General features: G+C 68.8%; 21 protein-coding genes. 13 read left to right on the plus strand and 8 right to left on the minus strand.

The window, feature by feature from the left end:
• The first annotated feature begins 193 nt into the window (after positions 1–193).
• From AC3FMM_RS15310 to AC3FMM_RS15320, 3 genes are all read left to right on the plus strand, one after another.
• Complete coding sequence (locus AC3FMM_RS15310; protein ID WP_488686897.1) at positions 194–3,697, plus strand: pyruvate carboxylase; 3,504 nt, start codon at positions 194–196, stop codon at positions 3,695–3,697.
• A gap of 269 nt (positions 3,698–3,966) precedes the next feature.
• Positions 3,967–4,542 (plus strand): acyloxyacyl hydrolase, encoded by a 576-nt coding sequence (locus tag AC3FMM_RS15315; protein ID WP_473703026.1) that lies wholly within the window; start codon positions 3,967–3,969, stop codon positions 4,540–4,542.
• A gap of 133 nt (positions 4,543–4,675) precedes the next feature.
• Positions 4,676–5,551: a pirin family protein gene (locus AC3FMM_RS15320; RefSeq protein WP_116312393.1), complete on the plus strand. Its 876-nt coding sequence runs from the start codon at positions 4,676–4,678 to the stop codon at positions 5,549–5,551.
• A gap of 63 nt (positions 5,552–5,614) precedes the next feature.
• Here AC3FMM_RS15320 and AC3FMM_RS15325 read toward each other — a convergent pair whose 3' ends face one another.
• Together AC3FMM_RS15325 and AC3FMM_RS15330 are read right to left on the minus strand one after the other, a co-directional pair.
• Complete coding sequence (locus tag AC3FMM_RS15325) at positions 5,615–6,013, minus strand: Zn-ribbon domain-containing OB-fold protein (protein ID WP_012352500.1); 399 nt, start codon at positions 6,011–6,013, stop codon at positions 5,615–5,617.
• A 17-nt stretch (positions 6,014–6,030) separates the two neighbouring features.
• Positions 6,031–7,197 (minus strand): thiolase domain-containing protein, encoded by a 1,167-nt coding sequence (locus AC3FMM_RS15330; RefSeq protein WP_115708992.1) that lies wholly within the window; start codon positions 7,195–7,197, stop codon positions 6,031–6,033.
• 243 nt (positions 7,198–7,440) lie between these two features.
• On the opposite strand from AC3FMM_RS15330, the gene AC3FMM_RS15335 reads away from it, so the two are divergent.
• The 8 genes from AC3FMM_RS15335 to AC3FMM_RS15370 all read left to right on the plus strand — a co-directional run bounded on the left by AC3FMM_RS15335 (position 7,441) and on the right by AC3FMM_RS15370 (position 16,053).
• On the plus strand, positions 7,441–8,199 hold the full coding sequence (locus AC3FMM_RS15335; protein ID WP_115708994.1) for an IclR family transcriptional regulator: 759 nt from the start codon (positions 7,441–7,443) through the stop codon (positions 8,197–8,199).
• Between the two features lie 186 nt (positions 8,200–8,385).
• Positions 8,386–10,014, plus strand: coding sequence for an ABC transporter substrate-binding protein (locus AC3FMM_RS15340; protein WP_488686898.1), 1,629 nt, complete (start codon positions 8,386–8,388; stop codon positions 10,012–10,014).
• 38 nt (positions 10,015–10,052) lie between these two features.
• A complete protein-coding gene (locus AC3FMM_RS15345; protein ID WP_115708997.1) occupies positions 10,053–11,024 on the plus strand; it encodes an ABC transporter permease in 972 nt (323 codons plus the stop codon).
• A gap of 60 nt (positions 11,025–11,084) precedes the next feature.
• Positions 11,085–12,041, plus strand: coding sequence for an ABC transporter permease (locus AC3FMM_RS15350; RefSeq protein WP_115708999.1), 957 nt, complete (start codon positions 11,085–11,087; stop codon positions 12,039–12,041).
• A 10-nt stretch (positions 12,042–12,051) separates the two neighbouring features.
• On the plus strand, positions 12,052–13,014 hold the full coding sequence (locus AC3FMM_RS15355; protein WP_115709001.1) for an ABC transporter ATP-binding protein: 963 nt from the start codon (positions 12,052–12,054) through the stop codon (positions 13,012–13,014).
• The gene (locus AC3FMM_RS15360) at positions 13,011–13,970 is read left to right on the plus strand and encodes an ABC transporter ATP-binding protein (protein WP_116312397.1); all 960 of its coding nucleotides are present in this window, start codon (positions 13,011–13,013) and stop codon (positions 13,968–13,970) included. The genes AC3FMM_RS15355 and AC3FMM_RS15360 overlap by 4 nt, the downstream gene beginning before the upstream one ends.
• Before the next feature lie 164 nt (positions 13,971–14,134).
• Positions 14,135–15,172, plus strand: a complete 1,038-nt coding sequence (locus AC3FMM_RS15365) for a porin (protein ID WP_414247909.1) — start codon at positions 14,135–14,137, stop codon at positions 15,170–15,172.
• 2 nt (positions 15,173–15,174) lie between these two features.
• Positions 15,175–16,053, plus strand: coding sequence for an N-formylglutamate amidohydrolase (locus AC3FMM_RS15370; RefSeq protein ID WP_488686899.1), 879 nt, complete (start codon positions 15,175–15,177; stop codon positions 16,051–16,053).
• Positions 16,054–16,065: 12 nt separating this feature from the next.
• Here the strand turns inward: AC3FMM_RS15370 and AC3FMM_RS15375 are convergent, their stop codons facing one another.
• Genes AC3FMM_RS15375 through wrbA form a run of 3 tightly spaced genes read right to left on the minus strand, consistent with a single transcriptional unit; the run spans position 16,066 to position 18,510 of the window.
• Positions 16,066–17,484 carry an FAD-binding oxidoreductase gene (locus AC3FMM_RS15375; protein ID WP_115709009.1) on the minus strand — a complete coding sequence of 473 codons (1,419 nt, stop codon included), beginning with the start codon at positions 17,482–17,484 and terminating at the stop codon, positions 16,066–16,068.
• Positions 17,485–17,503: 19 nt separating this feature from the next.
• A complete protein-coding gene (locus AC3FMM_RS15380) occupies positions 17,504–17,911 on the minus strand; it encodes a DUF2069 domain-containing protein (protein WP_115709011.1) in 408 nt (135 codons plus the stop codon).
• Complete coding sequence (gene wrbA / locus AC3FMM_RS15385; RefSeq protein ID WP_115706561.1) at positions 17,908–18,510, minus strand: NAD(P)H:quinone oxidoreductase; 603 nt, start codon at positions 18,508–18,510, stop codon at positions 17,908–17,910. The genes AC3FMM_RS15380 and wrbA overlap by 4 nt, the downstream gene beginning before the upstream one ends.
• 185 nt (positions 18,511–18,695) lie before the next feature.
• On the opposite strand from wrbA, the gene AC3FMM_RS15390 reads away from it, so the two are divergent.
• The gene (locus tag AC3FMM_RS15390) at positions 18,696–20,042 is read left to right on the plus strand and encodes a YihY family inner membrane protein (protein WP_115709013.1); all 1,347 of its coding nucleotides are present in this window, start codon (positions 18,696–18,698) and stop codon (positions 20,040–20,042) included.
• A 961-nt stretch (positions 20,043–21,003) separates the two neighbouring features.
• Here the strand turns inward: AC3FMM_RS15390 and AC3FMM_RS15395 are convergent.
• The 3 genes from AC3FMM_RS15395 to AC3FMM_RS15405 form a co-directional block, all read right to left on the minus strand.
• A complete protein-coding gene (locus tag AC3FMM_RS15395; RefSeq protein WP_115679968.1) occupies positions 21,004–21,321 on the minus strand; it encodes an Mpo1-like protein in 318 nt (105 codons plus the stop codon).
• A 98-nt stretch (positions 21,322–21,419) separates the two neighbouring features.
• Entirely contained in the window at positions 21,420–22,244 is an 825-nt protein-coding gene (locus AC3FMM_RS15400; protein WP_414247905.1) for an alpha/beta fold hydrolase, read from the minus strand.
• Positions 22,244–23,554, minus strand: coding sequence for an O-acetylhomoserine aminocarboxypropyltransferase (locus AC3FMM_RS15405; protein ID WP_488686900.1), 1,311 nt, complete (start codon positions 23,552–23,554; stop codon positions 22,244–22,246). The genes AC3FMM_RS15400 and AC3FMM_RS15405 overlap by 1 nt, the downstream gene beginning before the upstream one ends.
• Positions 23,555–23,803: 249 nt before the next feature.
• Here AC3FMM_RS15405 and AC3FMM_RS15410 point away from each other — a divergent pair, with 249 nt between their 5' ends.
• The gene (locus tag AC3FMM_RS15410) at positions 23,804–24,250 is read left to right on the plus strand and encodes a CBS domain-containing protein (RefSeq protein ID WP_488686901.1); all 447 of its coding nucleotides are present in this window, start codon (positions 23,804–23,806) and stop codon (positions 24,248–24,250) included.
• The last annotated feature ends 105 nt before the right edge of the window (positions 24,251–24,355 follow it).

Below are 24,355 nucleotides of genomic sequence, written 5' to 3' on the forward strand. Positions count from 1 at the left end.
GGAATTTCAGTTTTGAATTCCAGGCCGGCGTGGCGGCGCTGAAAATCCTTTTGTAAATCAACAAGAGCGTCGGTGGCTCGTTTCTTGCGCCCACCAGGATGCAGGCGCATGCTGGTTGCCGCCTGTGATCCGCCATTCCCCATCACCCGACTTTCCGTGGCCACCGCGCACGGAGGGCTATTTTCTTGCCGCCATGGACTACCGCCCGATCCAATCCCTGCTGATTGCCAACCGCTCCGAGATCGCCATCCGCGTGATGCGCGCGGCCGCCGAGATGAACGTCCGCACGGTGGCGATCTATTCGAAGGAAGACCGCCTCGCGCTGCATCGCTTCAAGGCCGACGAGAGCTATCTGGTCGGCGAGGGCAAGAAGCCGCTGGCGGCTTATCTCGATATCGACGACATCCTGCGCATTGCGCGGCAGGCCGGGGTCGACGCGATCCATCCGGGCTATGGCTTCCTGTCGGAGAACCCGGAGTTCGCGCAGGCCGTGATCGATGCCGGCATCCGCTGGATCGGCCCGTTGCCGGAGGTGATGCGCAAGCTCGGCAACAAGGTCGCGGCGCGCAACGCGGCGATCGCCGCGGGCGTGCCGGTAATGCCGGCCACCGATCCATTGCCGCATGACCTGGAGGCGTGCAAGCGCCTGGCCGCCGGCATCGGCTATCCGCTGATGCTGAAGGCGAGCTGGGGCGGCGGGGGGCGCGGCATGCGCGTGCTCGAAAGCGAGCAGGACCTGGAGGGCGCGCTGGCCGCGGCGCGGCGCGAGGCGCTCGCGGCATTCGGCAACGACGAGGTCTATGTCGAGAAGCTGGTGCGCAATGCGCGCCACGTCGAAGTGCAGGTGCTGGGCGACACGCATGGCAACCTGGTGCACCTGTACGAGCGCGACTGCACCGTGCAGCGGCGCAACCAGAAGGTGGTCGAGCGCGCGCCGGCGCCGTATCTCGACGCTGCCGGGCGCGGCGCGCTGTGCGAGTCGGCGCTGCGGCTGATGCGCGCGGTCGGCTATACCCACGCCGGCACGGTCGAGTTCCTGATGGATGCCGACTCCGGCCAGTTCTACTTCATCGAAGTCAATCCGCGCATCCAGGTCGAGCACACCGTCACCGAGATGGTCACCGGCATCGATATCGTCAAGGCGCAGATCCGCATCACCGAGGGCGGTCATATCGGCATGACCGAGAACACGCGCGATGCCGACGGCAGGATCGTGGTGCGCGCCGCGGGCGTGCCGGTGCAGCAGGACATCGCCCTTAACGGCCATGCGCTGCAGTGCCGGATCACCACCGAGGACCCGGAAAACGGTTTCCTGCCGGACTACGGCCGCCTCACCGCATATCGCAGCGCGGCGGGCTTCGGCGTGCGCCTCGATGCGGGCACCGCCTATGGCGGCGCGGTGATCACGCCGTACTACGATTCGCTGCTGGTCAAGGTCACCACCTGGGCGCCGACCGCGCCGGAATCGATGCGGCGCATGGATCGTGCGCTGCGCGAGTTCCGCATCCGCGGCGTCGCGTCCAACCTGCAGTTCCTCGAGAACGTCATCAACCATCCCGCGTTCCGTTCGGGCGACGTCACCACGCGCTTTATCGACAAGACTCCGGAGCTTCTGGCTTTTGCCAAACGCCAGGACCGCGCCACCAAGCTGCTGCGCTACCTGGGCGAAGTCAGCGTCAACGGCCATCCCGAGATGAGCGGCCGCGCGCTGCCGTCGCTGCCGCTGCCCGCGCCGGTGCTGCCGGCGATCGACACCAGCGCCGCGCTGCCGTACGGCACGCGCGACCGGCTGCGCGAACTGGGCGCGGAGAAGTTCTCGCGCTGGATGCTGGAGCAGAAGCCGGTGCTGCTGACCGACACCACCATGCGCGACGCGCACCAGTCGCTGTTCGCCACGCGCATGCGCAGCGCCGACATGCTGCCGATCGCGCCGTTCTATGCGCGCGAGCTGTCGCAGCTGTTCTCGCTGGAGTGCTGGGGCGGCGCCACCTTCGACGTGGCGCTGCGCTTTCTCAAGGAAGACCCGTGGCAGCGCCTGGAGCAGTTGCGCGAGCGCGTGCCCAACGTGCTGTTCCAGATGCTGCTGCGCGGCTCCAACGCGGTCGGCTACACCAACTATGCCGACAACGTGGTGCGCTTCTTCGTGCGCCAGGCGGCCAGCGCCGGCGTGGACGTGTTCCGCGTATTCGATTCGCTCAACTGGGTGCGCAATATGCGCGTGGCGATCGATGCCGTCGGTGAAAGCGGCGCGCTGTGCGAGGGCGCGATCTGCTATACCGGCGACCTGTTCGACCCCAAGCGCTCCAAGTACGACCTGAAGTACTACGTCGGCATCGCGCGCGAGCTGCAGCAGGCCGGCGTGCACGTGCTGGGCATCAAGGACATGGCCGGCATCTGCCGGCCGCAGGCGGCCGCGGCGCTGGTCAGGGCGCTCAAGGAAGAGACCGGGCTGCCGGTGCACTTCCATACGCACGACACCAGCGGCATCTCGGCCGCGTCGGCGCTGGCCGCGATCGAGGCCGGCTGCGACGCGGTCGACGGCGCGCTCGACGCGATGAGCGGGCTGACCTCGCAACCCAACCTGTCGAGCATCGCCGCGGCACTGGCCGGCAGCGAGCGCGATCCGGGCCTGAACCTGGAGCGCCTGCACGAGGCATCGATGTATTGGGAAGGGGTGCGCCGCTACTACGCGCCGTTCGAATCCGAGATCCGCGCCGGCACCGCCGACGTGTACCGCCACGAGATGCCGGGCGGGCAGTACACCAACCTGCGCGAGCAGGCGCGCTCGCTTGGCATCGAGCACCGCTGGACCGAGGTCTCGCGCGCCTACGCCGAGGTCAACCAGATGTTCGGCGATATCGTCAAGGTCACGCCGACCTCCAAGGTGGTTGGCGACCTGGCGCTGATGATGGTGGCCAACGACCTGAGCGCGGCGGACGTGTGCGACCCGGGCAAGGAGATCGCCTTCCCGGAATCGGTGGTGTCGCTGTTCCGGGGCGAGCTGGGCTTCCCGCCCGACGGCTTCCCGGCCGCGCTGTCGCGCAAGGTGCTGCGCGGCGAGCCGCCGGCGCCGTACCGGCCCGGCGACCAGATCGCACCGGTCGACCTCGACGCGGCCCGCGCCGCGGGCGCGGCGGCGTGCGAGCAGCCGCTCGACGACCGCCAGCTGGCCTCGTACCTGATGTACCCCAAGCAGGCCGCCGAGTACCACGCGCATGTGCGCCAGTACAGCGATACCTCGGTGGTGCCCACGCCGGCCTACCTGTACGGCCTGCAGCCGCAGGAAGAGGTGGCGATCGACATCGAGCCCGGCAAGACCCTGCTGGTGTCGCTGCAGGGCACCCATCCCGATGCCGACGAAGGCAAGATCAAGGTCCAGTTCGAGCTGAACGGGCAGTCGCGCACCACGCTGGTCGAACAGCGCAGCACCGCGCAGGCCGCGGCCGCGCGCCAGGGCCGGGCGGTGGCCGAGCCGGACAACTCGCTGCATGTTGCCGCGCCGATGCCGGGCTCGATCGTGACGGTGGCGGTGCAGCCCGGCCAGCGCGTGGCCGCGGGCACCACGCTGCTGGCGCTGGAGGCGATGAAGATGGAGACCCATATCGCCGCGGACCGCGATTGCGAGATCGCGGCGGTGCATGTGAAGGCGGGCGATCGGGTGGCGGCGAAGGACCTGCTGGTGGAACTGAAGGACTGACAGCCGGCGCGGCCCGCCGCGCCTGTGCGGGCCATCCATGGCACCCCGGAAGATCTCGGTCTTGCCGGGGTTTTTTTGTCTGAATGACGCTGCAGCCGGGCGGCCATGCCTCCCCTTCGTAGCACGCCCCGAAACATTGTTCCGGCTTTGGAACACTGTGTTTGCCTGGAACGGGCTTCTGCAATGTCGAAGCGCTGCTATCGTGTCGAGCCGTGATCAAAGCAAAGCGGTGGCGCGTCGATCTCGCAGGCGCTGCCCGACAGATACGGATGTCAGTGAAGAAAAACACATTGTCAGGGGGGCTGCCGCGCGCGGCTCTGGTGTCGGTTGCGGCTGCCCTGCTGGCGCTGCCGTCCGCCGCCGGCGCGGCGGGATTCTCGATGCAGGCGGGCTATGGGCGCGACAACCGGCACGGCGTGGAGAAATACGAAGTGTCGGCGCGCTGGGACGAGATCGTGCAGTGGCAGCTGTCGAGCCGGCTGGCGCTGGCGCTGGACGGGGAGGTCAATGTTGCCAACTGGCGCGCGCTGTCGTCGCGGCCGTCGAGCCAGTTGATGGAGTTCGGCGTGTCGCCGATCTTCCGCCTCAGCTATGCGGGTGACCATGTCACGCCGTTCGTCGAGGCCTCGGTAGGCCTGCGCGTGCTGAGCCACACCGAAATCGCCGGCGGCCATCGCATGGGCTCGGCCTTCCAGTTTTCCGACATGATCGGCGTGGGCGTCGCCTTCGGCAAGGCACAGCGGCTGACCATCGGCTACCGCTTCCAGCACCTGTCCAACGGCGGGATCAAGGACCCGAATCCAGGCACCAACTTCAGCATGGGATACGTGCGCTACCGCTTCTGATTGCTGGCGGCATCGTTCCAGCGGCAGGACGCTGCATCGCAATCCCGCCGTCTACCGCGCACTGGCCGCGGCACCTATCATCGCTTCATGGATCATTGCCGGCCCCGCCTGGCCGGCACTCTCGGAGATCGACATGAAGCGCATTCTGGGTGTCTACAGCGCACCGCGTCCGCACTGGGTCGGGGATGGTTTCCCGGTGCGCTCGATGTTCTCGTACACCAGCCACGGCAAACAGCTGAGCCCGTTCCTGCTTTTGGACTACGCCGGCCCGGCCGATTTCACGCCGACGCAGCGTCCGCGCGGCGTGGGCCAGCATCCGCACCGCGGCTTCGAGACCGTGACCATCGTCTACAAGGGCGAGGTCGCACATCGCGACTCGACCGGGCAGGGCGGGGTCATCGGTCCGGGCGACGTGCAATGGATGACGGCGGGCGCCGGCATCCTGCATGAAGAGTTCCACTCGCCCGCGTTTACGCAAAGCGGCGGCGCGCTGGAAATGGTGCAGCTGTGGGTCAACCTGCCGGCGCGCGACAAGATGGCCGCGCCCGGCTACCAGGCCATCGTCGACCGCGATATCCCGGCGGTGCCGATGCCGGACGGCGCCGGCACGGTACGCGTGATCGCCGGCGAGTACGAAGGCAAGCGCGGCCCGGCGCGCACCTTTACGCCGATGCACGTGTGGGACATGCGCCTGAACCAGGGCGCCAGTCCGCGCCTGGCGCTGCCCGAGGGCTGGCATACCGCGCTGGTGGTGCTGCGCGGCAAGGTCACGGTCAACGCCGAGGCCACCGTGCGCGATGCCGAGATGGTGGTGCTGGATGGCGCCGGCGATGCGGTCAGCATCGAGGCCGGCACCGATGCCATGGTGCTGCTGCTCAGCGGCGAGCCGATCGACGAGCCCATCGTCGGCCACGGCCCGTTCGTGATGAACACCGAGGCGGAGATCGCCGAGGCGTTCCGCGACTTCAGCAGCGGCCGCTTCGGCAGCATGGCCGCGGGGCGGCAGTAGAAATTCGCAGCAAGGGGGCTGTGGCAGGTGGCGGGCGCAATGCCCGCTACCGGCCACGCCGGCTCAGGCGAGCGTGAAGGTCGGCACCGGCGCGCCGCCGTCGCTGGGCGAGAATTTGACCTGCACCTTCTGGCCGATCCGCACCGTGTCGAGATCGCAGTCGACGATATGGGTCATCATGGTCACGCCTTCGTCCAGCTTGACGTAGGCGATGCAGAACGGGTTGGGGCCGGCGCGGCGCGTCACGCTGTAGGTGTAGATGGTGCCGCGGCCGCTGGCCGGCTTCCACGAGGTGGTGCCCATGCAGAACGGGCACAGCACGCGCGGATACCAGTGGGGCTTGCCGCAGTCGTCGCAGACCTTGACCAGCAGCTGGCCTTCGCGCGCGGCCTGCCAGAACGGCAGGTTGTCGGGTTGTTCGTCGGGCGCCTTGTAGACGGCGGGGATGTGGGGGGTCGTCATGTCAGTGCTCCCGCGCTTTATTCACGTTCGAGGATCAGGGTGGCGCTGCCGTGGCGCGAGCCCAGGTAGCCGCCGGTGCCCTGCGCCAGCGCGAGGTCGCAATTGGCGACCTGCACCGCGGGGTGGGCCTCGCCGCGCAGCTGGCGCACGGCCTCGATCACCTTGGTGATGCCGCCGCGGTTGGCCGGATGGTTGTTGCACAGGCCGCCGCCATCGGTATTGAACGGCAGCTTGCCGACGCCCGAGATCAGGTTGCCGTCGGCGACGAACCTGCCGCCTTCGCCCTTCTTGCAGAAGCCCAGGTCTTCCAGCTGCATCAGCACGGTGATGGTGAAGCTGTCGTAGATCGACGCGTACTTGATGTCGGCCGGGGTCACGCCGGCTTCGGCAAACGCAGTGGCGCCCGAGAAGCGCGCGCCCGACCAGGTCAGGTCGACTTCGCCGCCGAGCTGGCCCTTGATGTATTCGCCGGCGCCGCGGATCTTCACCCTGGGCCGCCGCAGCGTGGCGGCGATCTCCGGTCGCGCCACCACCAGTGCGCCGCCGCCGTCCGAGACCACGCAGCAGTCCAGCTTGTGCAGCGGATCCGAAATCATCGGCGAATTCAGCACGTCTTCGACCGTGACCACGTCGCGCAGCATGGCGTGGGGGTTGTGCTGCGCGTGGTGCGACGCCGCCACCTTGACCCAGGCCAGCTGCTCAGCGGTGGTGCCGTACTCGTGCATATGGCGCATCGCCGCCATCGCGTACAGGTTGACGGTGACCGGGCTGAACGGGCTTTCGAACGGCAGGTCGGGCAGGTTGGCGCCCCAGTTGCGCGCCTGCGTGCCGGTGGAGCCTTCCGAGCGCGGGCGGCCCGCCAGCGTGATCAGCGCGACGTTGCACTTGCCGGCGGCGATCGCCTGCGCGGCGTGCGAGACATGGACCAGGTAGGCCGAACCGCCGGTATCGGTGGAATCGACATGGCGCACCTTCAGGCCGAGGTAGTCGACCATGTTGACCGCGCCCAGCCCGGGCGCGTCGCCGGCGCAGAAATAGCCGTCGACGTCGGCCAGCGTCAGGCCGGCGTCCTGCAGCGCGCCCTTGGCGCTCTCGGCATGCAGTTGCGCCACGGTCTTGTCAGGTGCCTTGCGGGTCGGGTGCTCGTAGGCCCCGACGATGTAGGCCTTGCCGTTGATGCTCATCTGTTCTCCTTCGGTGCGTCAGGTGGTGCCAGCGGGGGCGGTGCGGGCGCAATGCTGGCACGGCGATCCCGAGAGTATTGCGTAGCTTGCCCGCTGCCTTGTATTCGGAAGTGCCGAAGGGTGTATTCGGTGCGGGCGGGGACGCGGCCATCCAAGCCTGGCGCGACGCACTTGGCGCGCGAACGATTGCGGCGACCGCTACAATCTGCGCTGGATATTTCTGAGTCTGAACCAAAAGGATCGATGACCTACATCGTTGAAGCGGTGGATGAGGCCCTGGGCCTGCTGATGCTGGTGGCTGAGCACCCATCGCTGGGCGTGACCGAACTGGCACGGCGCGCCGGACTGACCAAGGCGCGCGCGTTCCGCTTGCTGACCACGCTCGAGCACCGCGGCCTGATCGCACGCGAGTCGCCGGCGGCGGTCTACAAGCTCAGCTACAACGCGCTGCTGGTCGGCAATGCCGCGCGCGAACAGTTCGACCTGGTCAAGCTGGTGGGCCCGCGGCTGGCGGCGATCGGCGCGGCCTGCGGTGAAAACGTGATCGTGCGCGTGCGCGACGGGCTCGAGTCGGTCTGCGTGGCGCGGCACGAGTCGACGCAATCGGTGCGCGTGCATACCGAGATCGGCAACCGGCGGCCGCTGCATGTGGGGGCCTCCGGCAAGCTGCTGCTGGCATTCGCCGCACCCGAGGTGGCAGAGGCGGTGCTGGCGCAACCGCTGGAGCGCTTCACCGCGAAAACCATCATCGAGCCGCAGGCGCTGCGCGACGAACTGGCGGCGATCCGTGCCGCCGGCTATGCGGTCTCGGTGGGCGAGCGCGATGCCGACGCCGTCTCTGCCGCGGCGCCGCTGCGCGACCACAGCGGCGCCGCGGTGGCGTCGCTGAGCATTGCCAGCCCGGCTAGCCGCACCACGCAGCAGGCGCTGGACAGCCATGTGGCGATGGTGGTGGCGGAGGCCGCCAACCTGTCGCGGGCACTCGGCTACGCGGGCGGCTGAACCCGGTACCGCGCGGCCACGTCCCGCGCACTTCCCGTCCCAAACGGCGCTTCGGCGCCGTTTTTTTTGGGCCCGATGCACGGCTCGGGGGTAAACCCTGCTTATCGGGACCCATGTCGATGTCTTATCCTTCGGTACACGGTATCACTGAATGAAACAATGTATCGGGAAGCGAACCACCCCACCATGCCCAACCCAGCCGTTTCCTTGCGGGCGCGCCTTGCCGCCGTCGCACTGGCCGCCACGGCGCTGATCGCTGGCGCGAACACCGCGCGGGCCGCCGACCTGCGCATCGGCTACAAGGCCGAGATCAGCGCTGCCGATCCCCATGTGCTCGACGCCACCGGACGCAACCTGTGGGGCCATGTCTACGAAACCCTGGTCGGCCTGGACAACGCGCTGCGCCCGGTGCCGCAGCTGGCCACTGGCTGGCGCCAGCTGGACGACCGCACCTGGGAGTTCCAGCTGCGTCCCGACGTGCGCTTCAGCAATGGCGAACCATTTACCGCCGACGATGCGCGCTACTCGATCGAGCGCGCGATGAAGCTGCCGGGCGCGCGCACCTTCCGCACCTACCTGAAGTCGGTGGCGGCGGTCGAGGTCACCGGGCCGCTGACGTTGCGCGTGCGCACCCGTTCGCCCAACCCGGTGCTGCCGCAGAACCTTGGCATGGTGGCGATGCTGCCGCGCTCGCTCGGCCCCGGCGTGCGCGAGGCCGATTTCGCGCACGGCGGCGCCGCCATCGGCACCGGCCCGTACCGGCTGGTGGCGTGGGAGCATGGCCAGCAGCTGACGCTGTCGCGCAATCCGGGCTACTGGGGCGGGCCGCAGCCGTGGCAGCGGGTGGTATTCCAGTTCATCCCGAAGGAGCCGGCGCGGGCCTCGGCGCTGCTGTCCGGTCTGGTGGACGTGATCGACGCCTCGTCGGCCAGCATTGCCGAGGCCTTTGCGCGCACCAACGGCCGCATCCGCACCGTCGCCGCCACCTCGTACATGCTGAACTACCTGCAACTGGACCAGGCTCGCGCGGTCTCGCCCTATGTGCAGGACCACGCGGGTCAGCCGCTGGCGGCCAACCCGTTGCGCGACGTGCGGGTGCGGCAGGCGATCAGCCTGGCGATCGACCGCGACCTGATCGCGGCGCGCGTGACCAAGGGCGATTCCGTGCCGGCCGGCCAGATGGTGCCGCAGGGCTTCTTCGGCTTCGCCCCGGCGGTGCCGGCGCCGCGCGCCGACGTGGAGCGGGCGCGCTGGCTGCTGGCGCAGGCCGGCTATCCGCAGGGCTTCCGCCTGACGCTGCATTGCCCCAACGACCGCTACCTGAACGACGCCAAGACCTGCGAAGCGGTCGGGCAGATGCTGACCCGCGCCGGCATCCGCACCGAGGTGCGCACGCTGCCGTATTCGGTCTATATCACCCGCGCCACCTCGGGCGGCGCCGGCGGCAAGCCGGAGTTCAGCGCCTTCCTGCTCGGCATCGGCGCGGTCAGCGGCGATTCGCTCGAGCCGCTGGTGGCGGTGGCGCATGCGCAGGACAAGGCCGCCGGCCTGGGCGCCAACAACCGCAGCGGCTATGCCAACGCCGCCGTCGACGAACTGATCGCGCAGGCCATGCGCACCATGGCGCCGGCCCCGCGCGAACTGGCGCAGCAGGGCGCGGCGGAGCGCCTGGCGGCCGACGCCGGTATCGTCCCGCTGCATCACCTGCGCGCCGCCTGGGCTTATCGCGACGGGCTTGTGGTGCAGCCGCGCAGCGACGGCTTCACCTATGCCGGCAATATCCGCCCGGCACCGCCGGCCGTGCCGCAACGCTGACGTGCCACTCCGTATCCGCCTACCACCGGCTTCCTACCATGCTTGAAACCCTACTCAAACGGCTGCTGCAGAGCATCGCGGTGCTCTGGATCATGTCGGTGCTGACGTTCTGCGCGGTCAACCTGATCGGCGACCCGGTGCACCTGCTGGTCAGCCCCACCGCCACCGAGCAGGAGATCACCGAGGCGCGCCACGCGCTCGGCCTGGACCTGCCCGTGCCGCAGCAGTACCTGCGCTTCCTCAAGGGCGCGCTGCACGGCGACCTCGGCGACTCGTTCGTCTACAACCGGCCCGCGATCGAGTTGATCGTCAGCCGCGTGCCGGCCACGCTGGAACTGGCGGTGACGGCGCTGCTGCTGTCGCTCGGCATCGGCATCCCGATGGGCGTCTACGCCGGCCTGAAGCCGCACAGCCGGCTGGCGCGGATGCTGATGGCGGCCTCGCTCGGCGGCGTGATCATGCCCACTTTCTGGATCGGCATGATCGGCATCCTGGTGTTCTCGGTGAACCTGGGCTGGCTGCCGTCGGGCGGGCGCGGGCCGGTCAGCACGGTGCTGGGCATGCCGCTGTCGGTGACCAGCTGGGAGGGCATCCGCTTCCTGCTGCTGCCGGCGTTGACCCTGTCGCTGTTCAAGATCTCGCTGGTGGCGCGGCTGACCGAGGCCGGCACGCGCGAGGTGGCGGGGCAGGAGTACATCAAATTTGCCCGCGCCAAGGGCGTGGGCGGGGCGCGGCTGGTGCTGCGCCACGTGGTGCCCAATGTGCTGATCCCGATCGTGACCGTGGTCGGGCTGGAGTTCGGCCACCTGATCGCCTTCTCGGTGGTGACCGAGTCGGTGTTCTCGTGGCCCGGCATGGGCAAGCTGATCATCGATTCCGTGCTGGCGCTGGATCGCCCGGTGGTGGTGGCGTACCTGCTGGTGACGCTGCTGCTGTTCGTGGTGCTGAACCTGGTGGTCGACCTGCTGTACGTGGTGCTCGACCCGCGCCTGCGGCACAAGGCCGCCTAGCTCCCGCCGCGTCCGTTCCCCCGCTATCGAAGACTGAAACCGAAGACCGAGACTGAACCGATGTCCCTGCCTCTATCCGAAAACGATGAAGCCGTTCCCGCGCTCCCGGCGCCGGCCGCGGCCCCGCCGGCGCCAGCCGCCGCGCCGCCGGCACGCCCTTCGCTGCTGCGGCGCTTCTGCGCCAACCGCGTCTGCGCCGCCGCGCTTGCCTTGCTGCTGGTGCTGCTGCTGGTGGCCGTGCTGGCCCATGCGCTCAGCCCGCAGAACCCCTATGACCTTGCCACGGTGTCGGTGATCGATTCCGAGCTGCGGCCTGGCAGCACGGGCTATGAAGGCCAGGCGCACTACTGGCTCGGCACCGACGGCGCCGGGCGCGACCTGCTCAGCGCCATCTTCTACGGCATCCGCATCAGCGTGGGCGTGGGCGTGATCAGCGCGGTGGTGGCGCTGATGGTGGGCAGCGCAGTCGGGCTGGCCGCGGCCTACTTCGGTGGCGTGGTCGATGCCGCCATCATGCGCGTGGTCGACCTGCAGCTGAGCCTGCCGGCGGTGCTGGTGGCGCTGATCCTGCTGGCGGTGCTGGGGCAGGGCGTCGACAAGACCCTGCTGGCGCTGGTGATCGTGCAATGGGCCTATTTTGCCCGCACCGTGCGCGGCGCGGCGCAGGTGGAGCGACGCAAGGAATATGTCGAGGCCGCGCTGGGCCAGGGGCTGCCGGCGCTGCGCGTGATGTTCCGCCATATCCTGCCCAACTGCATGGCGCCGCTGGTGGTGACCGGCACGCTGCAGATCGCGCATGCGATCACGCTCGAGGCCACCATGAGCTTCCTCGGCATCGGCCTGCCGCGCACGCAGCCGTCGCTGGGCATGCTGATCGCCAATGGCTTCGAATACATGCTGTCGAACAAGTACTGGATCAGCGTGTTCCCGGGCGTGGCGCTGGTGCTGCTGATCGGCTCGATCAACCTGGTGGGCGACCGCCTGCGCCGCGTGCTCAACCCGCGGCTGGAAGCATAAGGAGCCCGGCATGGCACTACTGGAAGTTTCCGGCCTGAGCACCAGCTTCGCGTTCGCGCACGGGGCGGTGAAGGCGGTCGACGGCGTGTCGTTCACGCTGGAGCCGGGCGAGATCCTGGGCATCGTGGGCGAGTCCGGCTCGGGCAAGTCGGTGACGGCGTTCTCGCTGATGAACCTGCTGGACCCGCCCGGTCGCGTCACCGGCGGCTCGGTCCGCTTCAAGGGGCAGGAGCTGCTGGCGTGCTCGCCGCGCCAGTGGCAGGCCCTGCGCGGCGACCGCATCGCGATGGTGTTCCAGGACCCGATGATGTCGCTCAATCCGGTGATGCGCGTGGGCGACCAGCTCGCCGAGACCGTGCTGGTGCATCACCGCCGTACCCGCGCGCAGGCCCATGCGCAGGCGGTCGATGCGCTGGCGCGGGTCGGCATCCCGGCGCCGCGGGAGCGCATGCGTGCCTATCCGCACGAATTGTCCGGCGGCATGCGCCAGCGCGTGGCGATCGCCAACGCGCTGATCAACCGGCCCGACCTGATCATCGCCGACGAGCCCACCACCGCGCTCGACGTCACCATCCAGGCGCAGATCCTCTACGAGATGAAGCAGCTGGTGCGCGCGACCGGCGCCGCGGCGATCTGGATCAGCCACGACCTTGCCGTGGTCAAGGACCTGGTCGACCGTGTCTGCGTGATGTACGCGGGCCGCGTGGTGGAGCAGGGGCCGGTCGACGAACTGATCAAACGGCCGCTGCATCCGTACACGCGCGGCCTGCTCGATTCGCTGCCGACGCCGGCGATGCGCGGCGCCACCCTGCGCGCGATCCCGGGCGCGGCACCGGCACTGGCGGCGCTGCCGCCGGGCTGCGCCTTCGCGCCGCGCTGCCCGCGCGCGCGCCCGGCGTGCGCCCAGGTCCCTGTCGAAACCACTGTGCGCGGCCGCACGCTGCGCTGCTTTTATCCCCTGGAGGCGGCATGACGGTCATGCTCGAAGCGCACAACCTGCAGAAACGCTTTCTGCTCAAGCCCGGCCTGCTCGCGCGCATGGCCGGCAAGCCGGCGCAGGCGGTGCATGCCGTCAACGATGTCTCGCTGCAGGTGCGCCAGGGCGAGGTGCTCGGCGTGGTGGGCGAGTCCGGCTGCGGCAAGTCCACGCTGGGGCGCATGCTGGCCGGCCTGCTGCCGCGGACCGGCGGCGAGATCGCATGGCAAGGCCAGCGCGCCGATCTCGCTTCGGCCGCCTATCACCGCGCGGTGCAGATGGTGTTCCAGAATCCCTATGCGTCGCTGAACCCGCGCCTTCGCATCGGCCAGGCCATTACCGAAGGCGCGGTCTACCACGGCCTGGTCAAGCGCTCGCGCGCCGCCGCCGCCGCCGGCGAGCTGCTGCAGCAGGTGGGGCTCGATCGCGGCTATGCCGAGCGCTATCCGCACGAGTTCTCCGGCGGACAGCGCCAGCGCGTGGCGATCGCGCGCGCGCTGGCGCTGCGTCCGCGCCTGCTGATCTGCGACGAGGCCGTGTCGGCGCTCGATGTCTCGGTGCAGGCGCAGATCATCAACCTGTTCATGCAGCTGCGGCGCGAGCACGCGCTGACCTATGTCTTCATCAGCCACAACCTGGCGGTGGTGGAGCATATGTCGGATCGCGTGGTGATCATGTACCTGGGCCGCATCGTCGAAAGCGGCCCCGCGCGCGAGGTGTTCGCCGCGCCTAACCATCCCTATACGCGCGCGTTGCTGGCCGACGCGCCGCGCCTGGGCGCCAGTCCGCCCGCGCACCAGCCCATCCGCGGCGAACTGCCCAGCCCGCTGGCGCCGCCCGGTGGCTGCGCCTTCCATCCGCGCTGCCCGCACGCGAGCGCGCGCTGCACGACGCAGGTGCCGCTGCTGCGCGATATCGGCGGACGCCTGTCCGCCTGTCACCTGAATGACTAGATAGCCGCCGCCCGGCGCGGCCCGCTTACGTTCCCGATCGAATGGTTCCATCCCGCCCGCGCGGGATGGGCGGGTGCGTGCGCGCTGCGCGGGCGCAACACGCGGCAGTTGGACCACAGAGGGGGGATTTCTTGCATGACAGACCACGACAGGGGAGCAACAGCATGAACGGTATCCACACCCGGCGCGCACTCGCACGCGCCTGCCTCGGCAGCGCGCTGGCGCTGCTGTCGGCCGCGGCCGACGCAACGGTGACGCTGTATGGCCGCATCGACACCGACATCGAATACCAGAAGGGGCCCGAGGGCCGGGGCACGCAGATGGCGGACAACGCCTCGCGCTGGGGCCTGCGCGGCAGCGAAGAGCTGGGCGGCGGCCTGCGCGCGGCGTTCGGCCTGGAGCAGGGTTTCGGCGCCGACGACGGCGTCGCCACCAACCCGCAGTTCCGCCATGCCTTCGTCGGCCTGCAGGGCGGCTTTGGCGCGATCGCGCTGGGCCGGCTGGATTCGGCGACGATCGTGGGTTCGCCGATCTATTCGCAGGTGACGCAGAACGTCGACTTCGCCATCCACGATGCGGGCGCCACAGCGATCGGCACCAAGGTGCTGAATGCGCGCAACCGCGTGTCGAATGCGCTGGGGTATATGACGCCGAGCTTCGGCGGCTTCTCGCTGCGGGCGCGCATGAACCTGGCGGGGCCGGATTCGACCACGCCCAATACCCGGCCGCCGGTGCAGGCGGAGGACGATTTCCGCCAGTTCGACCTGGGCCTGAACTACGCCGCCGGCAAGTTCTCCGCAGGCCTGGGCTATTCGCGCGATGCCAAGAGCGGCGGCCTGGTGGCCAACGATTTCCGCGACAAGGTGCAGGCGGTGGCTTCGTACGACTTCACCGTGGTCAACCTCTACGGCATCGTCGGGCGCGACCGCTACGCCGGCACCGCGACCTCGCGTACCGACGTGCCGTACTGGCTGGTCGGCTTCTCGGTGCCGTACGGCGCGCACAAGCTCACCGTCAACTACATGCAGCGCGCGGTGCAGCGCGACCCGCAGGGCCGGCTCAGCAAGGTGCAGGCCGGCTACGGCTACAGCCTGAGCAAGCGCACCATGCCCTATGTCTTCTTCGACCGCGAGGATCCCAACTCGCACAAGTCCGGCGACACCGTGACCACGGTGGGCGTCGGCATCCAGCACAAATTCTGACCATGACGCTTCCGTATTCGCTGACTGAACCGGCCGGGGCGGCGCTGCCGCTGGTGGTGGATTCCCCGCACAGCGGCCTGCTGCATGCCGAGACCCTGCCGCTGGCGGCGCCGCCCGAAGCCTTGCTGACGGGCTGGGACGCCTATGTCGACCAGCTTTTCGCGCATGCGCCGCGGGTGGGCGGCACCTTGCTGTGCGCGGACTTCCCGCGCTGGCTGGTCGACGTCAACCGCGCCCGCGACGATATCGATCCCGACCTGATCGACGGCGCCATGCCTTATGACGTGCGCCCCAGCGACAAGTCCGGCCGCGGCATGGGCGTGCTGCGCCGGCTGGCGCTGCCCGGCGTGCCGGTCTATGCCGCGACCCTGTCGCCGCATATGGCGGAATACCTGCTCAAGACCTACTACGACCCGTACCACGCGGCACTGTCCGGACTGCTGGCGCAGCACCATGCGCGCTGCGGCGCGGTGTGGCATCTCGACTGCCATTCGATGAAGTCGCGCGGCAATGCGATGAACGTCGACAACGGCGCGGCACGGCCCGATTTCGTCGTCAGCAACGGCGACGGCGCGACTTGCTCGGCGGCGTTCATCGAGCTGGTGTCAGAGTGCCTGCGCAGCCTGGGCTACCATGTGGCCATCAACTGGCCGTACAAGGGCGCGCAACTGATCCGCGCCTATGCCGATCCGGCGCAGCGGCGCCACAGCCTGCAGATCGAGATCAACCGGGCGCTGTACATGGACGAGGCCACGCTGGGGCAGCATGCGGGCTTTGCCGTGCTGCGCGGGCATCTCGACGAGCTGCTCGAGCACGTGGCGGCCTATATCCAGACCGAACTGCGCCAGACCGAACTGCGCCACACCGAGCTGCGCCGCTGAGCGCAGGCGCGCTCACACCACCTTGCCGGGGTTCATCAGCCCGAGCGGATCGAGCGCGCCCTTGATCGCCCGCATCATGGCGAGCTCGACCTCGCTCTTGTAATGCCGGTTCTCCTCGCGCTTGAGCTGGCCCAGGCCGTGCTCGGCAGAGATCGAGCCGTTATGCGAGCGCACGCTGTCGTGCACGATGCGGTTGACCTGGTCCTGGTGCGCCAGGAAGTCATCGTGATCGACGCCCTCCGGCGGCGCCACGTTGTAGTGCAGGTTGCCGTCGCCGAGATGGCCGAAGGTGACCATGCGCGCGCCGGGGAAGGCGTTCTGCAGCAGCGCGTCGGTGCACTCGATAAAGTCCGCGACGCGCGAGACCGGCACGGCGATATCGTGCTTGATGTTCTTGCCGTCTTCCACTTGCGCCAGCGGAATATGCTCGCGCAGGTTCCAGAAGTCGCGCGACTGCTGCACCGACTCCGCCACCACCGCGTCGGCGACCACGCCGGCGTCGAACGCGGCCGACATCATGGTCTCGAAGATACCGCGCGCATGGGCTTCGCTTTCGCTGTCGGACAGCTCCAGCAGCACCAGCTGCGGATGCATGTCGGCGAACGGATAGCGCAGCTGCGGGAAGTGCCGCGTCACCAGCGTCATGCTGAGCGCCGACATCAGCTCGAAGCCGGTCAGCATGGCGCCGGCGTGCGACTGGGCGATGGCCAGCAGCGCCAGCGCGGCGCGCGGGCTCTGCACCGCGGCCAGCGCCGTGACCGACGCGCGCGGCAGCGGGAACAGCTTCATTACCGCTGCGGTGATGATGCCGAGCGTGCCTTCGGCGCCGATAAACAGGTCGCGCAGGTCATAGCCGGTGTTGTCCTTGCGCAGGCCGCGCAGCCCGTGCCAGGTTTCGCCGGAGGGCGTCACCACTTCCAGTCCCAGGCACAGTTCGCGCGTGTTGCCGTAGCGCAGCACCGCGGTGCCGCCGGCATTGGTCGACAGGTTGCCGCCGATGGTGCAGCTGCCCTCGGCCGCCAGGCTTAGCGGAAACAGCCGGCCGTGCTCGCGCGCCACCTCCTGCAGCTGCTGCAGCACCACGCCGGCCTCGACCGTGATGGTGTTGTTGAGCGGATCGACCTGGCGGATGCGGTTGAGCCGCTGCAGCGAGATCACCACCTGCGGCGCGCCCGCCACCGGCGTGGCGCCGCCGCACAGGCCGGTGTTGCCGCCCTGCGGCACCACGGCGATCCGGTGCGCATGGCAGGCATGGACCACCTCGGCGACTTCCGCGGTGGTGCCGGGGCGCAGCACTGCCAGCGCCTCGCCGCGATAGCGCTTGCGCCAGTCGGTCAGGTAGGGCGCCTGGTCGGCCGCGTCGGTCAGCACGTGCTGCGGGCCCAGCGCGGCGCGGCACAGTGCCAGGAAGGAGTCTTGAGGCGAGGTCATGGCGATGGGTGGACGCGATTCAGGACTTGCGCGCCGCGGCCTTGGCGGCGGCGCGGGCGCGGCGCTTGTACGGCCGCAGGTAGAGGATGGTGCTGGTGAAGAACACCAGCGTCAGCGCCACCTCGACCCACGCCAGCGTGGACGAGGGCGCGCGGTCGCTGGTGGCGCGCACGATGCCCTCGGTGAAGAACAGCAGGATCAGCATCGACGACCACTGCATGGTGTAGCGGTTGCGCGTGAGCACGCCGCGCAGCGGCAGCAGCAGCGGCAGGAACTTCAGGATCAGCCACGAGCCGCCCGGCCGCAGCGGCGCCAGGAACCATTCCCAGGCAATGCACAGCGCCAGCAGCGCCAGCAGGCTGCCCACGCTGAGCCGGTACAGCCACGGGCTGTGCAGGGCCTGGTCGTTGTCCGCGGCGGGGGTCATGCCTGCGCTCCGGCCAGGCGCAGCGCGGTCTGCGCCAGCCGGCGGCCCATGGCCAGGGCCAGCGCCGATTCGTCTTCGGTGACAGGGCCGCGGTTGTCGCCGTGGGCATGGTGGCTGGGGCCATAAGGTGTGCCGCCCGAGGCCGTCGTCATCAGGCCCTTTTCGGAATAGGGCAGGCCCAGGATCAGCATGCCATGGTGCAGCAGCGGCAGCATCATCGACACCAGCGTGGTCTCCTGCCCGCCATGCAGGCTGCCGGTGGCGGTGAACACGCAGGCGGGCTTGCCGGCGAGCGCGCCCGACAGCCACTGGGCCACGGTGCCGTCGAGGAAGTACTTCACCGGCGCGGCCATGTTGCCGAAGCGGGTGGGGCTGCCCAGCGCCAGCCCGGCGCATTCCTCCAGGTCGCGCAGCTCGGCATAGGGCGGGCCGTCGGCGGGGATGTCCGGCGCGGTGGCCTCGCACACGGTGGAAACCGGCGGCACCGTGCGCAGGCGGGCCTGGGCGCCGGGGACGCTGTCGATGCCGGTGGCGATCAGTTCGGCAAGCTTGCGGGTGCTGCCGTGGCGGCTGTAGTACAGGACGAGGATCTCGGTCATGGAGCGGGACGGCCGGCGGTGAAGGGACAGCGAAGGGGGGATGCGCGAGGATGCCGGCAACAATGCGCGTATTATAGATGCGCCCCCCGCGCCATCTCCCGAAGGCCACGCGCCGCACGCGCAACGGGGCCATCCTTGAATTCGACAGACGATCCGACACACCAGATCCAGGAGGTTGCTTGCGCATGATTGGAGCCCGCGTCGCCCGCCTGCGCCGGGAATGGAACCTGCAAAAGGTGCGTGCCCTGGCGCGCTATGCGCTGCGCCGCGCCGCCGAAGACCGGCTGCCGCAGGTCTCGGCCAGCCTGACCTTCACCACCGTGCTGGCGGTGGTGCCGGTGCTGACCGTGGCCTTCGCGCTGCTGGCCGCGTTCCCGGTGTTCCGCGACTTCCGCAACGCCATCGAGGCGTTCCTGTTCCAGAACCTGATCCCGGGCAACGTCAGCGAATCGATCCAGCGCTATCTCGGCATGTTCGCCAAGAGCGCGCGCGGGCTGACCGCGATGGGCCTGGGCGGGCTGATGGTGACCTCGGTGCTGACCATGCTGACCGTGGAAGACGCGCTCAACGCGATCTGGCGCGTCAAGCAGCGCCGCCCGCTGGCGCAGCGGGTGCTGGTGTTCTGGGCGGTGCTGACCTTCGGCCCGGTGCTGATCGGCGCGAGCCTGTCGATCAGTTCCTATCTGATCTCGATCTCGGCCGGCTATGTCGGCACCATGCCGGTGGGGCTGGGGCTGCTGGTGGGCGCGGCGCCGGTGCTGCTGTCGGCGCTGGCCTTTGCCTTCCTGTACACGGCGGTGCCCAACGCCTATGTCGAGTGGCGCGATGCCATCGTGGCAGGGCTGGTCGCGGCGGTGGCGTTCGAGTTCGCCAAGCGCGGCTTCGGCTATTTCATCACCGAGATCCCGGCCTACACCGCGGTCTACGGCACCTTCGCCGCGCTGCCGCTGTTCCTGCTATGGATCTACCTGAGCTGGCTGGTGACCCTGCTGGGCGCCACCATCGCCGCCAACCTGCCGGTGATCCGGCAGGGCTACTGGCGCCGCCGCAGCTTTGCCGGCAGCGAGTTCTTCGACGCGCTGGGCGTGCTGCTGCTGCTCTACCGCGCCCGCGACGACGTGCCGCGCAGCGTCGGCGAACTGGACCTGAGCCGCAAGCTGCGAGTCGAGGCGGACTACCTGTCCAGCCTGCTGGACAAGCTCAAGGCCATGCACCTGGTCGGCCGCCTGCAGCAGGAGCGTGGCCAGGCCCACTGGGCGCTGCTGTGCGACCCGTCGCAGGTGACGCTGCGCACGCTGCACGACCGGCTGGTGCTGAACCTGCCGCGACTGCCGCGCACGGCGCTGGCGCAGCATCTGCGCGGGGCGGATGCGCTCAAGTCGATCCTGGACAATCCGCAGCTGGACCAGACGCTGGAGGCGGTGTTCCGGCAGCAGCCGGTCGATTTGCCGCCGACGGCCGGCGATGGCGACGGGCAGCGCCCGCGGCGTGCGCTGGAGGTGGTGCCGCCGGGGTGGCATGGGCAGGTTTGATTTTTGATTAGCTGGTTTGCTGGCTGGGGCTTGATTGGGCGGGACTCGTTCTTGACGGGCGTGGGCTGTTTCGCTGGCGTAGCTGGGGATCTGTTTCTCGTTCGACGTTGGCGTTATTTAGGGTGGTCGCTGTTGGTGACATGGTGTCGGCTTTTGGGCCGCCTGGTTCCGCCCTGCTGGGCGGGTCACTTTTTGGCCGAGCGCCAAAAAGTAACCAAAAAGCGCGTCGCCTATGCGGCTGGCAATCAATTTCACGGCGTTGGTGGCTCGAGCGGCGGTGCTTTCCGTTTGGGCGTGGTTGCCCGCTCGGCCCTGCTACGCTATGTGAGTCAGGGGCGGTGCCTTCGATCACCCACTATTGGACAATCCCAATGAGGGTGTAGGCAGCCTGCTGCCGGCCGTATCGCGGGGACGCCTGCGGCTGCTGCGCAGGCTCAATTGTGGTGACGGTCATTTGGCGGTTGCGCGAACGCAGTCGCAGGCGCTGTACGATTCTCAGCCCGGGCCACAGACCGGCAGCGCCAAGCGAGCGCAGCGACGCGTTCCGTGCCCAGGGCCAACGCCGCGCGAGAGGGCCGGCGCGCAGCGCAGCCGTAGGCGTTCCTGCGGTAAGGCCGGCAGCAGGGACCACTCCGCGCTCTGGGCTCGTTCAACCAACACTTCAACGCCCCTGCTACCGTGGTGCACCCCTGCGGCAGGCAGTCCCGCTATGCGAGGAAGCCCAGCCCCGTACGAAAACCCCCAGGCACACTACGATAAGACATGCCGCCCGCAGGGCAATCAACGCGTTTTTTGGTTACTTTTTGGCGCTCGGCCAAAAAGTGACCCGCCCAGCAGGGCGGAACCCGGCGGCCCAAAAGCCGACAGCATGTCACCGACAGCCCCCGCGACGCTTCAACGGGCCGACAGCATGTCACCCCCAACCACCATCCCAAATAAGCGCCAAGCCCCGTCCCCCCTTTCAAAACGGAATCCTCCCCCGCCAGACATCAAAATACATCACCCAATCCCCCATCAGGCTATAGATAGGATGCCGGAACGTAGCCGGCCGATTCTTCTCGAAGCCAAAGTGCCCGACCCAGGCGAACGCATAGCCCGCCACCACCGCGGCGAGCAGCCACCACAAATTGCCGGTCACGACCAGCGCCACCAGGCACAGCAGCGCCACCGTCGACCCGGCAAAATGCAGCCGCCTGCAGGTACGGTTCTGGTGTTCGCTCAGGTAGTAGGGATAGAAGGCCGCGAAATTCTCGAACTCGCGTGCGCGGGCGTGGGCCATGGCTGTCTCCGGCAGGTCTTGTTTGCTGCAGTGTAGACCTTCCGCGCCGCGATGCAGGGGGGACGGCCGCCGGCGTGGCCGGCCGTCCGGGACCAGCGTCAGCCCGCCGCCACCACCTTGCGCGCAAACGCCGCCAGCGCATCCAGCACTTCATCCGGACGCTCGCCCATCAGCGCATGGCCGCACGGCACCGTCACCACGCTCGCGCTGCGCATCTTGCCGGCCAGTGCCTGGGCCGCCTTGGGCGAGGTCATCATGTCCTTGCTGCCGGTGATGAACAGCGCCGGGCAGGTCGCCGCCGCGGCAGCCTCCTCGCCGTGGGCATACGCGTTGCAGGCCGAGAAATCATTGTGGAAGACATGCGCCTGCGGGTTGTTGCGCGACACCCGTTCCATCAGCCGCTGGCTCCCGCCATGCATCCACGCGCCGGGGCCCGGCGACGACGGCTTGTTGGCGAGGCTTGAATGCGACCAGGTGTTGACCATGGCGATGGCATCGCCCTCGCGGTTGAGCGAGGCGTCCAGCAGCGCGTCCGAGACCTTCATCGGATACGCCGTGGCCAGCAGGCCGATGCCGCGCACCGCCTGCGGATGGCGCGCCGCGCATTCCAGCGCGATCAGCGAGCCCATGCTGTGGCCGAACACGAAGGCCGGCGCCGTAACGCCGGCGGCGGCCACCAGCGCCATGACCCAGTCCGCCATGGCCTCGACCGTGGCCAGCGGCGCGCCCTGGCTGCGGTTGTGGCCGGGCAGGTCCACCGCCAGCACCGAGAAGCCATGGTTGGCGAACCAGCGCGTCTGCAGCGCCCAGACACTGTGGTCGTTCTGCGCGCCGTGGACGAAGACCGCGCACGGCAGGGCGGGATCGAAGGGTTTGCCGCCGGTATAGGCGTAGGCCGGCTGGCCGGCAAGGTTCAGTTCCATCAGGCTTGCCCTCCCTTGCCGCTCATCGCCTTCTCGGCCGCTTTCAGCCCGCGCTTGAGGTCGTCGATCAGGTCATCCGGGTCTTCCAGCCCGATCGACAGCCGGATCGTGCCCTCGGTGATGCCGGCCGACTGCAGCGCGGCCGCGTCCATGCGGAAGTGCGTGGTCGACGCGGGGTGGATCACCAGCGAGCGCGCGTCGCCGACATTGGCCAGGTGCGAGAACAGCGACAGGGTTTCGATAAAGCGCTGGCCGGCCAGGCGGTTGCCCTTCAGGTTGAAGCTGAACACCGCGCCGCAACCGCGTGGCAGCAGGCGCTTGGCCAGTTCGTAGTCGGGGTGGGATTCCAGTTCCGGGTAAGACACCGACTCCACCATCGGGTGCGAGACCAGGAACTGCACCACCTTGCGGGTGTTGTCGACATGGCGGCTCATGCGCAGCGGCAGCGTCTCCACGCCCTGCAGCAGCTGCCATGCCGCCATCGGGTTCATGCAGGCGCCGAAATCGCGCAGGCCCTCGCGGCGCGCGCGCAGCAGGAACGGCGCGACCGTGCTTTCCTCGGTGAACACCATGTTGTGGAAGCCCTCGTAGGGCTCGGACAGCTCCGGAAAGCGCCCCGAAGCCTCGAAATCGAAGGTGCCGCCCTCGGCCAGCACGCCGCCGATGGTGGTGCCGTGGCCGCCCAGGAACTTCGTCGCCGAGTGGTAGAGCAGGCCGGCCCCATGATCGAACGGGCGCAGCAGGTAGGGCGTGGTGAAGGTGGAATCCACCAGCAGCGGGATGCCGTGGTCCTGGCCCAGTTGCGCCAGGGTCGGGATGTCGAGCACGTCCAGCCCGGGGTTGCCCAGCGTCTCGCCGAACAGCAGCCGGGTCTCGGGGCGGATGGCAGCGCGCCAGGCGTCGATGTCGCGCGCCTTGACGAAGGTGGTCTCGATGCCGAAGCGGCGCAGCGTGTAGTGCAGCAGGTTGTGCGAGCCGCCGTACAGCGCCGACGAAGCCACGATATGCGAGCCCGCGCCCATCAGCGTGGCTACCGCCAGGTGCAGCGCGGCCTGGCCCGAGGCCGTGGCGATGGCGCCGGCGCCGTTCTCGAGCGCGGCGATGCGTTCCTCGAGCACCGCCACGGTGGGGTTGGAAATGCGCGAGTAGACGTGCCCCGCGCGTTCCATGTTGAACAGCGACGCGGCGTGCTCGCTGTCGCGGAACACGAAGGACGTGGTCAGGTGGATGGGGGTGGCGCGGGCCCCGGTGGCGGGGTCGGGCGCGGCGCCGGCGTGCAGCGCCAGCGTGTCGAAGCGGGTTCCGGACATGGTCGGTCGGCCTTGAGTTGTCTCCGGCCAGCATCGTAGCATCGTGCGCCTGCCCACGCGCGCCGGCGGCCCGCAAACCGGCCTCCCGCTTTACTTTGGCGGCGGGTTTGGGCTAGCATCGGCCAACGGGCACACGGTGCCCGCACACCCATAGACAGATAACAATGCGACCGGTATCGCCCCCGGTGCCACGGCCGGCGCGATACCCTCAGTTTCAGCTCAGTGTGAGCGCAGGCAGCGGAGACCACCATGAAAGTCAGCGACATCCTCCAGATCAAGGGCAATACGCTCTACACCGTGACGCCTGACACCTCCTTGCTGGTCGCCGTGCACACCATGGCCGAGCACGATATCGGCTCGCTGGTGGTGATGGAGTACGGCGACCTGGTCGGCATGCTGACCTTCCGCGAGATCATCGAGACGCTGGCCCGCAACAATGGCAACGTCGGTAGCAGCAGCATCCGCAAGGTGATGGACGATGCGCCGCTGACCTGCACCATGGAAACCGACGTCAACGAGGTTCGCCGGATGATGCTGGAGCGTCACACCCGCTACCTGCCCGTGCTCGACAACCGTACGCTGATGGGCCTGATCTCGTTCTACGACGTCGCCAAGGCCGTGGTCGAGGACCAGAGCTTCGAGAACAAGATGCTCAAGGCGTATATCCGCGACTGGCCGGAGGAGCGCGCCGAGTGATGGCGCCGGGCCGCGCCGGCTGAAGCCACCCCAAGCCTCCTTCAGCCGCCTGACGCCGCCTGCGGAAATACCCTCGGTTGCCGCCACGCGGCCGCGGCAAGGTGG

The organism is Cupriavidus sp. 207A1, from assembly GCF_057798955.1.

What these genes read in the sequence shown, in the direction of transcription:
- wrbA (WP_115706561.1), bottom strand. Translation starts at nt 18,510, where the DNA reads ATGACCGAGATCCTCGTCCTGTACTACAGCCGCCACGGCAGCACCCGC.
- AC3FMM_RS15380 (WP_115709011.1), bottom strand. Translation starts at nt 17,911, where the DNA reads ATGACCCCCGCCGCGGACAACGACCAGGCCCTGCACAGCCCGTGGCTG.
- AC3FMM_RS15355 (WP_115709001.1), top strand. Translation starts at nt 12,052, where the DNA reads ATGGCACTACTGGAAGTTTCCGGCCTGAGCACCAGCTTCGCGTTCGCG.
- AC3FMM_RS15330 (WP_115708992.1), bottom strand. Translation starts at nt 7,197, where the DNA reads ATGAGCATCAACGGCAAGGCCTACATCGTCGGGGCCTACGAGCACCCG.
- AC3FMM_RS15345 (WP_115708997.1), top strand. Translation starts at nt 10,053, where the DNA reads ATGCTTGAAACCCTACTCAAACGGCTGCTGCAGAGCATCGCGGTGCTC.
- AC3FMM_RS15340 (WP_488686898.1), top strand. Translation starts at nt 8,386, where the DNA reads ATGCCCAACCCAGCCGTTTCCTTGCGGGCGCGCCTTGCCGCCGTCGCA.
- AC3FMM_RS15315 (WP_473703026.1), top strand. Translation starts at nt 3,967, where the DNA reads ATGTCAGTGAAGAAAAACACATTGTCAGGGGGGCTGCCGCGCGCGGCT.
- AC3FMM_RS15395 (WP_115679968.1), bottom strand. Translation starts at nt 21,321, where the DNA reads ATGGCCCACGCCCGCGCACGCGAGTTCGAGAATTTCGCGGCCTTCTAT.
- AC3FMM_RS15325 (WP_012352500.1), bottom strand. Translation starts at nt 6,013, where the DNA reads ATGACGACCCCCCACATCCCCGCCGTCTACAAGGCGCCCGACGAACAA.
- AC3FMM_RS15390 (WP_115709013.1), top strand. Translation starts at nt 18,696, where the DNA reads ATGATTGGAGCCCGCGTCGCCCGCCTGCGCCGGGAATGGAACCTGCAA.
- AC3FMM_RS15350 (WP_115708999.1), top strand. Translation starts at nt 11,085, where the DNA reads ATGTCCCTGCCTCTATCCGAAAACGATGAAGCCGTTCCCGCGCTCCCG.
- AC3FMM_RS15405 (WP_488686900.1), bottom strand. Translation starts at nt 23,554, where the DNA reads ATGTCCGGAACCCGCTTCGACACGCTGGCGCTGCACGCCGGCGCCGCG.
- AC3FMM_RS15375 (WP_115709009.1), bottom strand. Translation starts at nt 17,484, where the DNA reads ATGACCTCGCCTCAAGACTCCTTCCTGGCACTGTGCCGCGCCGCGCTG.
- AC3FMM_RS15310 (WP_488686897.1), top strand. Translation starts at nt 194, where the DNA reads ATGGACTACCGCCCGATCCAATCCCTGCTGATTGCCAACCGCTCCGAG.
- AC3FMM_RS15400 (WP_414247905.1), bottom strand. Translation starts at nt 22,244, where the DNA reads ATGGAACTGAACCTTGCCGGCCAGCCGGCCTACGCCTATACCGGCGGC.
- AC3FMM_RS15365 (WP_414247909.1), top strand. Translation starts at nt 14,135, where the DNA reads ATGAACGGTATCCACACCCGGCGCGCACTCGCACGCGCCTGCCTCGGC.
- AC3FMM_RS15320 (WP_116312393.1), top strand. Translation starts at nt 4,676, where the DNA reads ATGAAGCGCATTCTGGGTGTCTACAGCGCACCGCGTCCGCACTGGGTC.
- AC3FMM_RS15370 (WP_488686899.1), top strand. Translation starts at nt 15,175, where the DNA reads ATGACGCTTCCGTATTCGCTGACTGAACCGGCCGGGGCGGCGCTGCCG.
- AC3FMM_RS15410 (WP_488686901.1), top strand. Translation starts at nt 23,804, where the DNA reads ATGAAAGTCAGCGACATCCTCCAGATCAAGGGCAATACGCTCTACACC.
- AC3FMM_RS15335 (WP_115708994.1), top strand. Translation starts at nt 7,441, where the DNA reads ATGACCTACATCGTTGAAGCGGTGGATGAGGCCCTGGGCCTGCTGATG.
- AC3FMM_RS15360 (WP_116312397.1), top strand. Translation starts at nt 13,011, where the DNA reads ATGACGGTCATGCTCGAAGCGCACAACCTGCAGAAACGCTTTCTGCTC.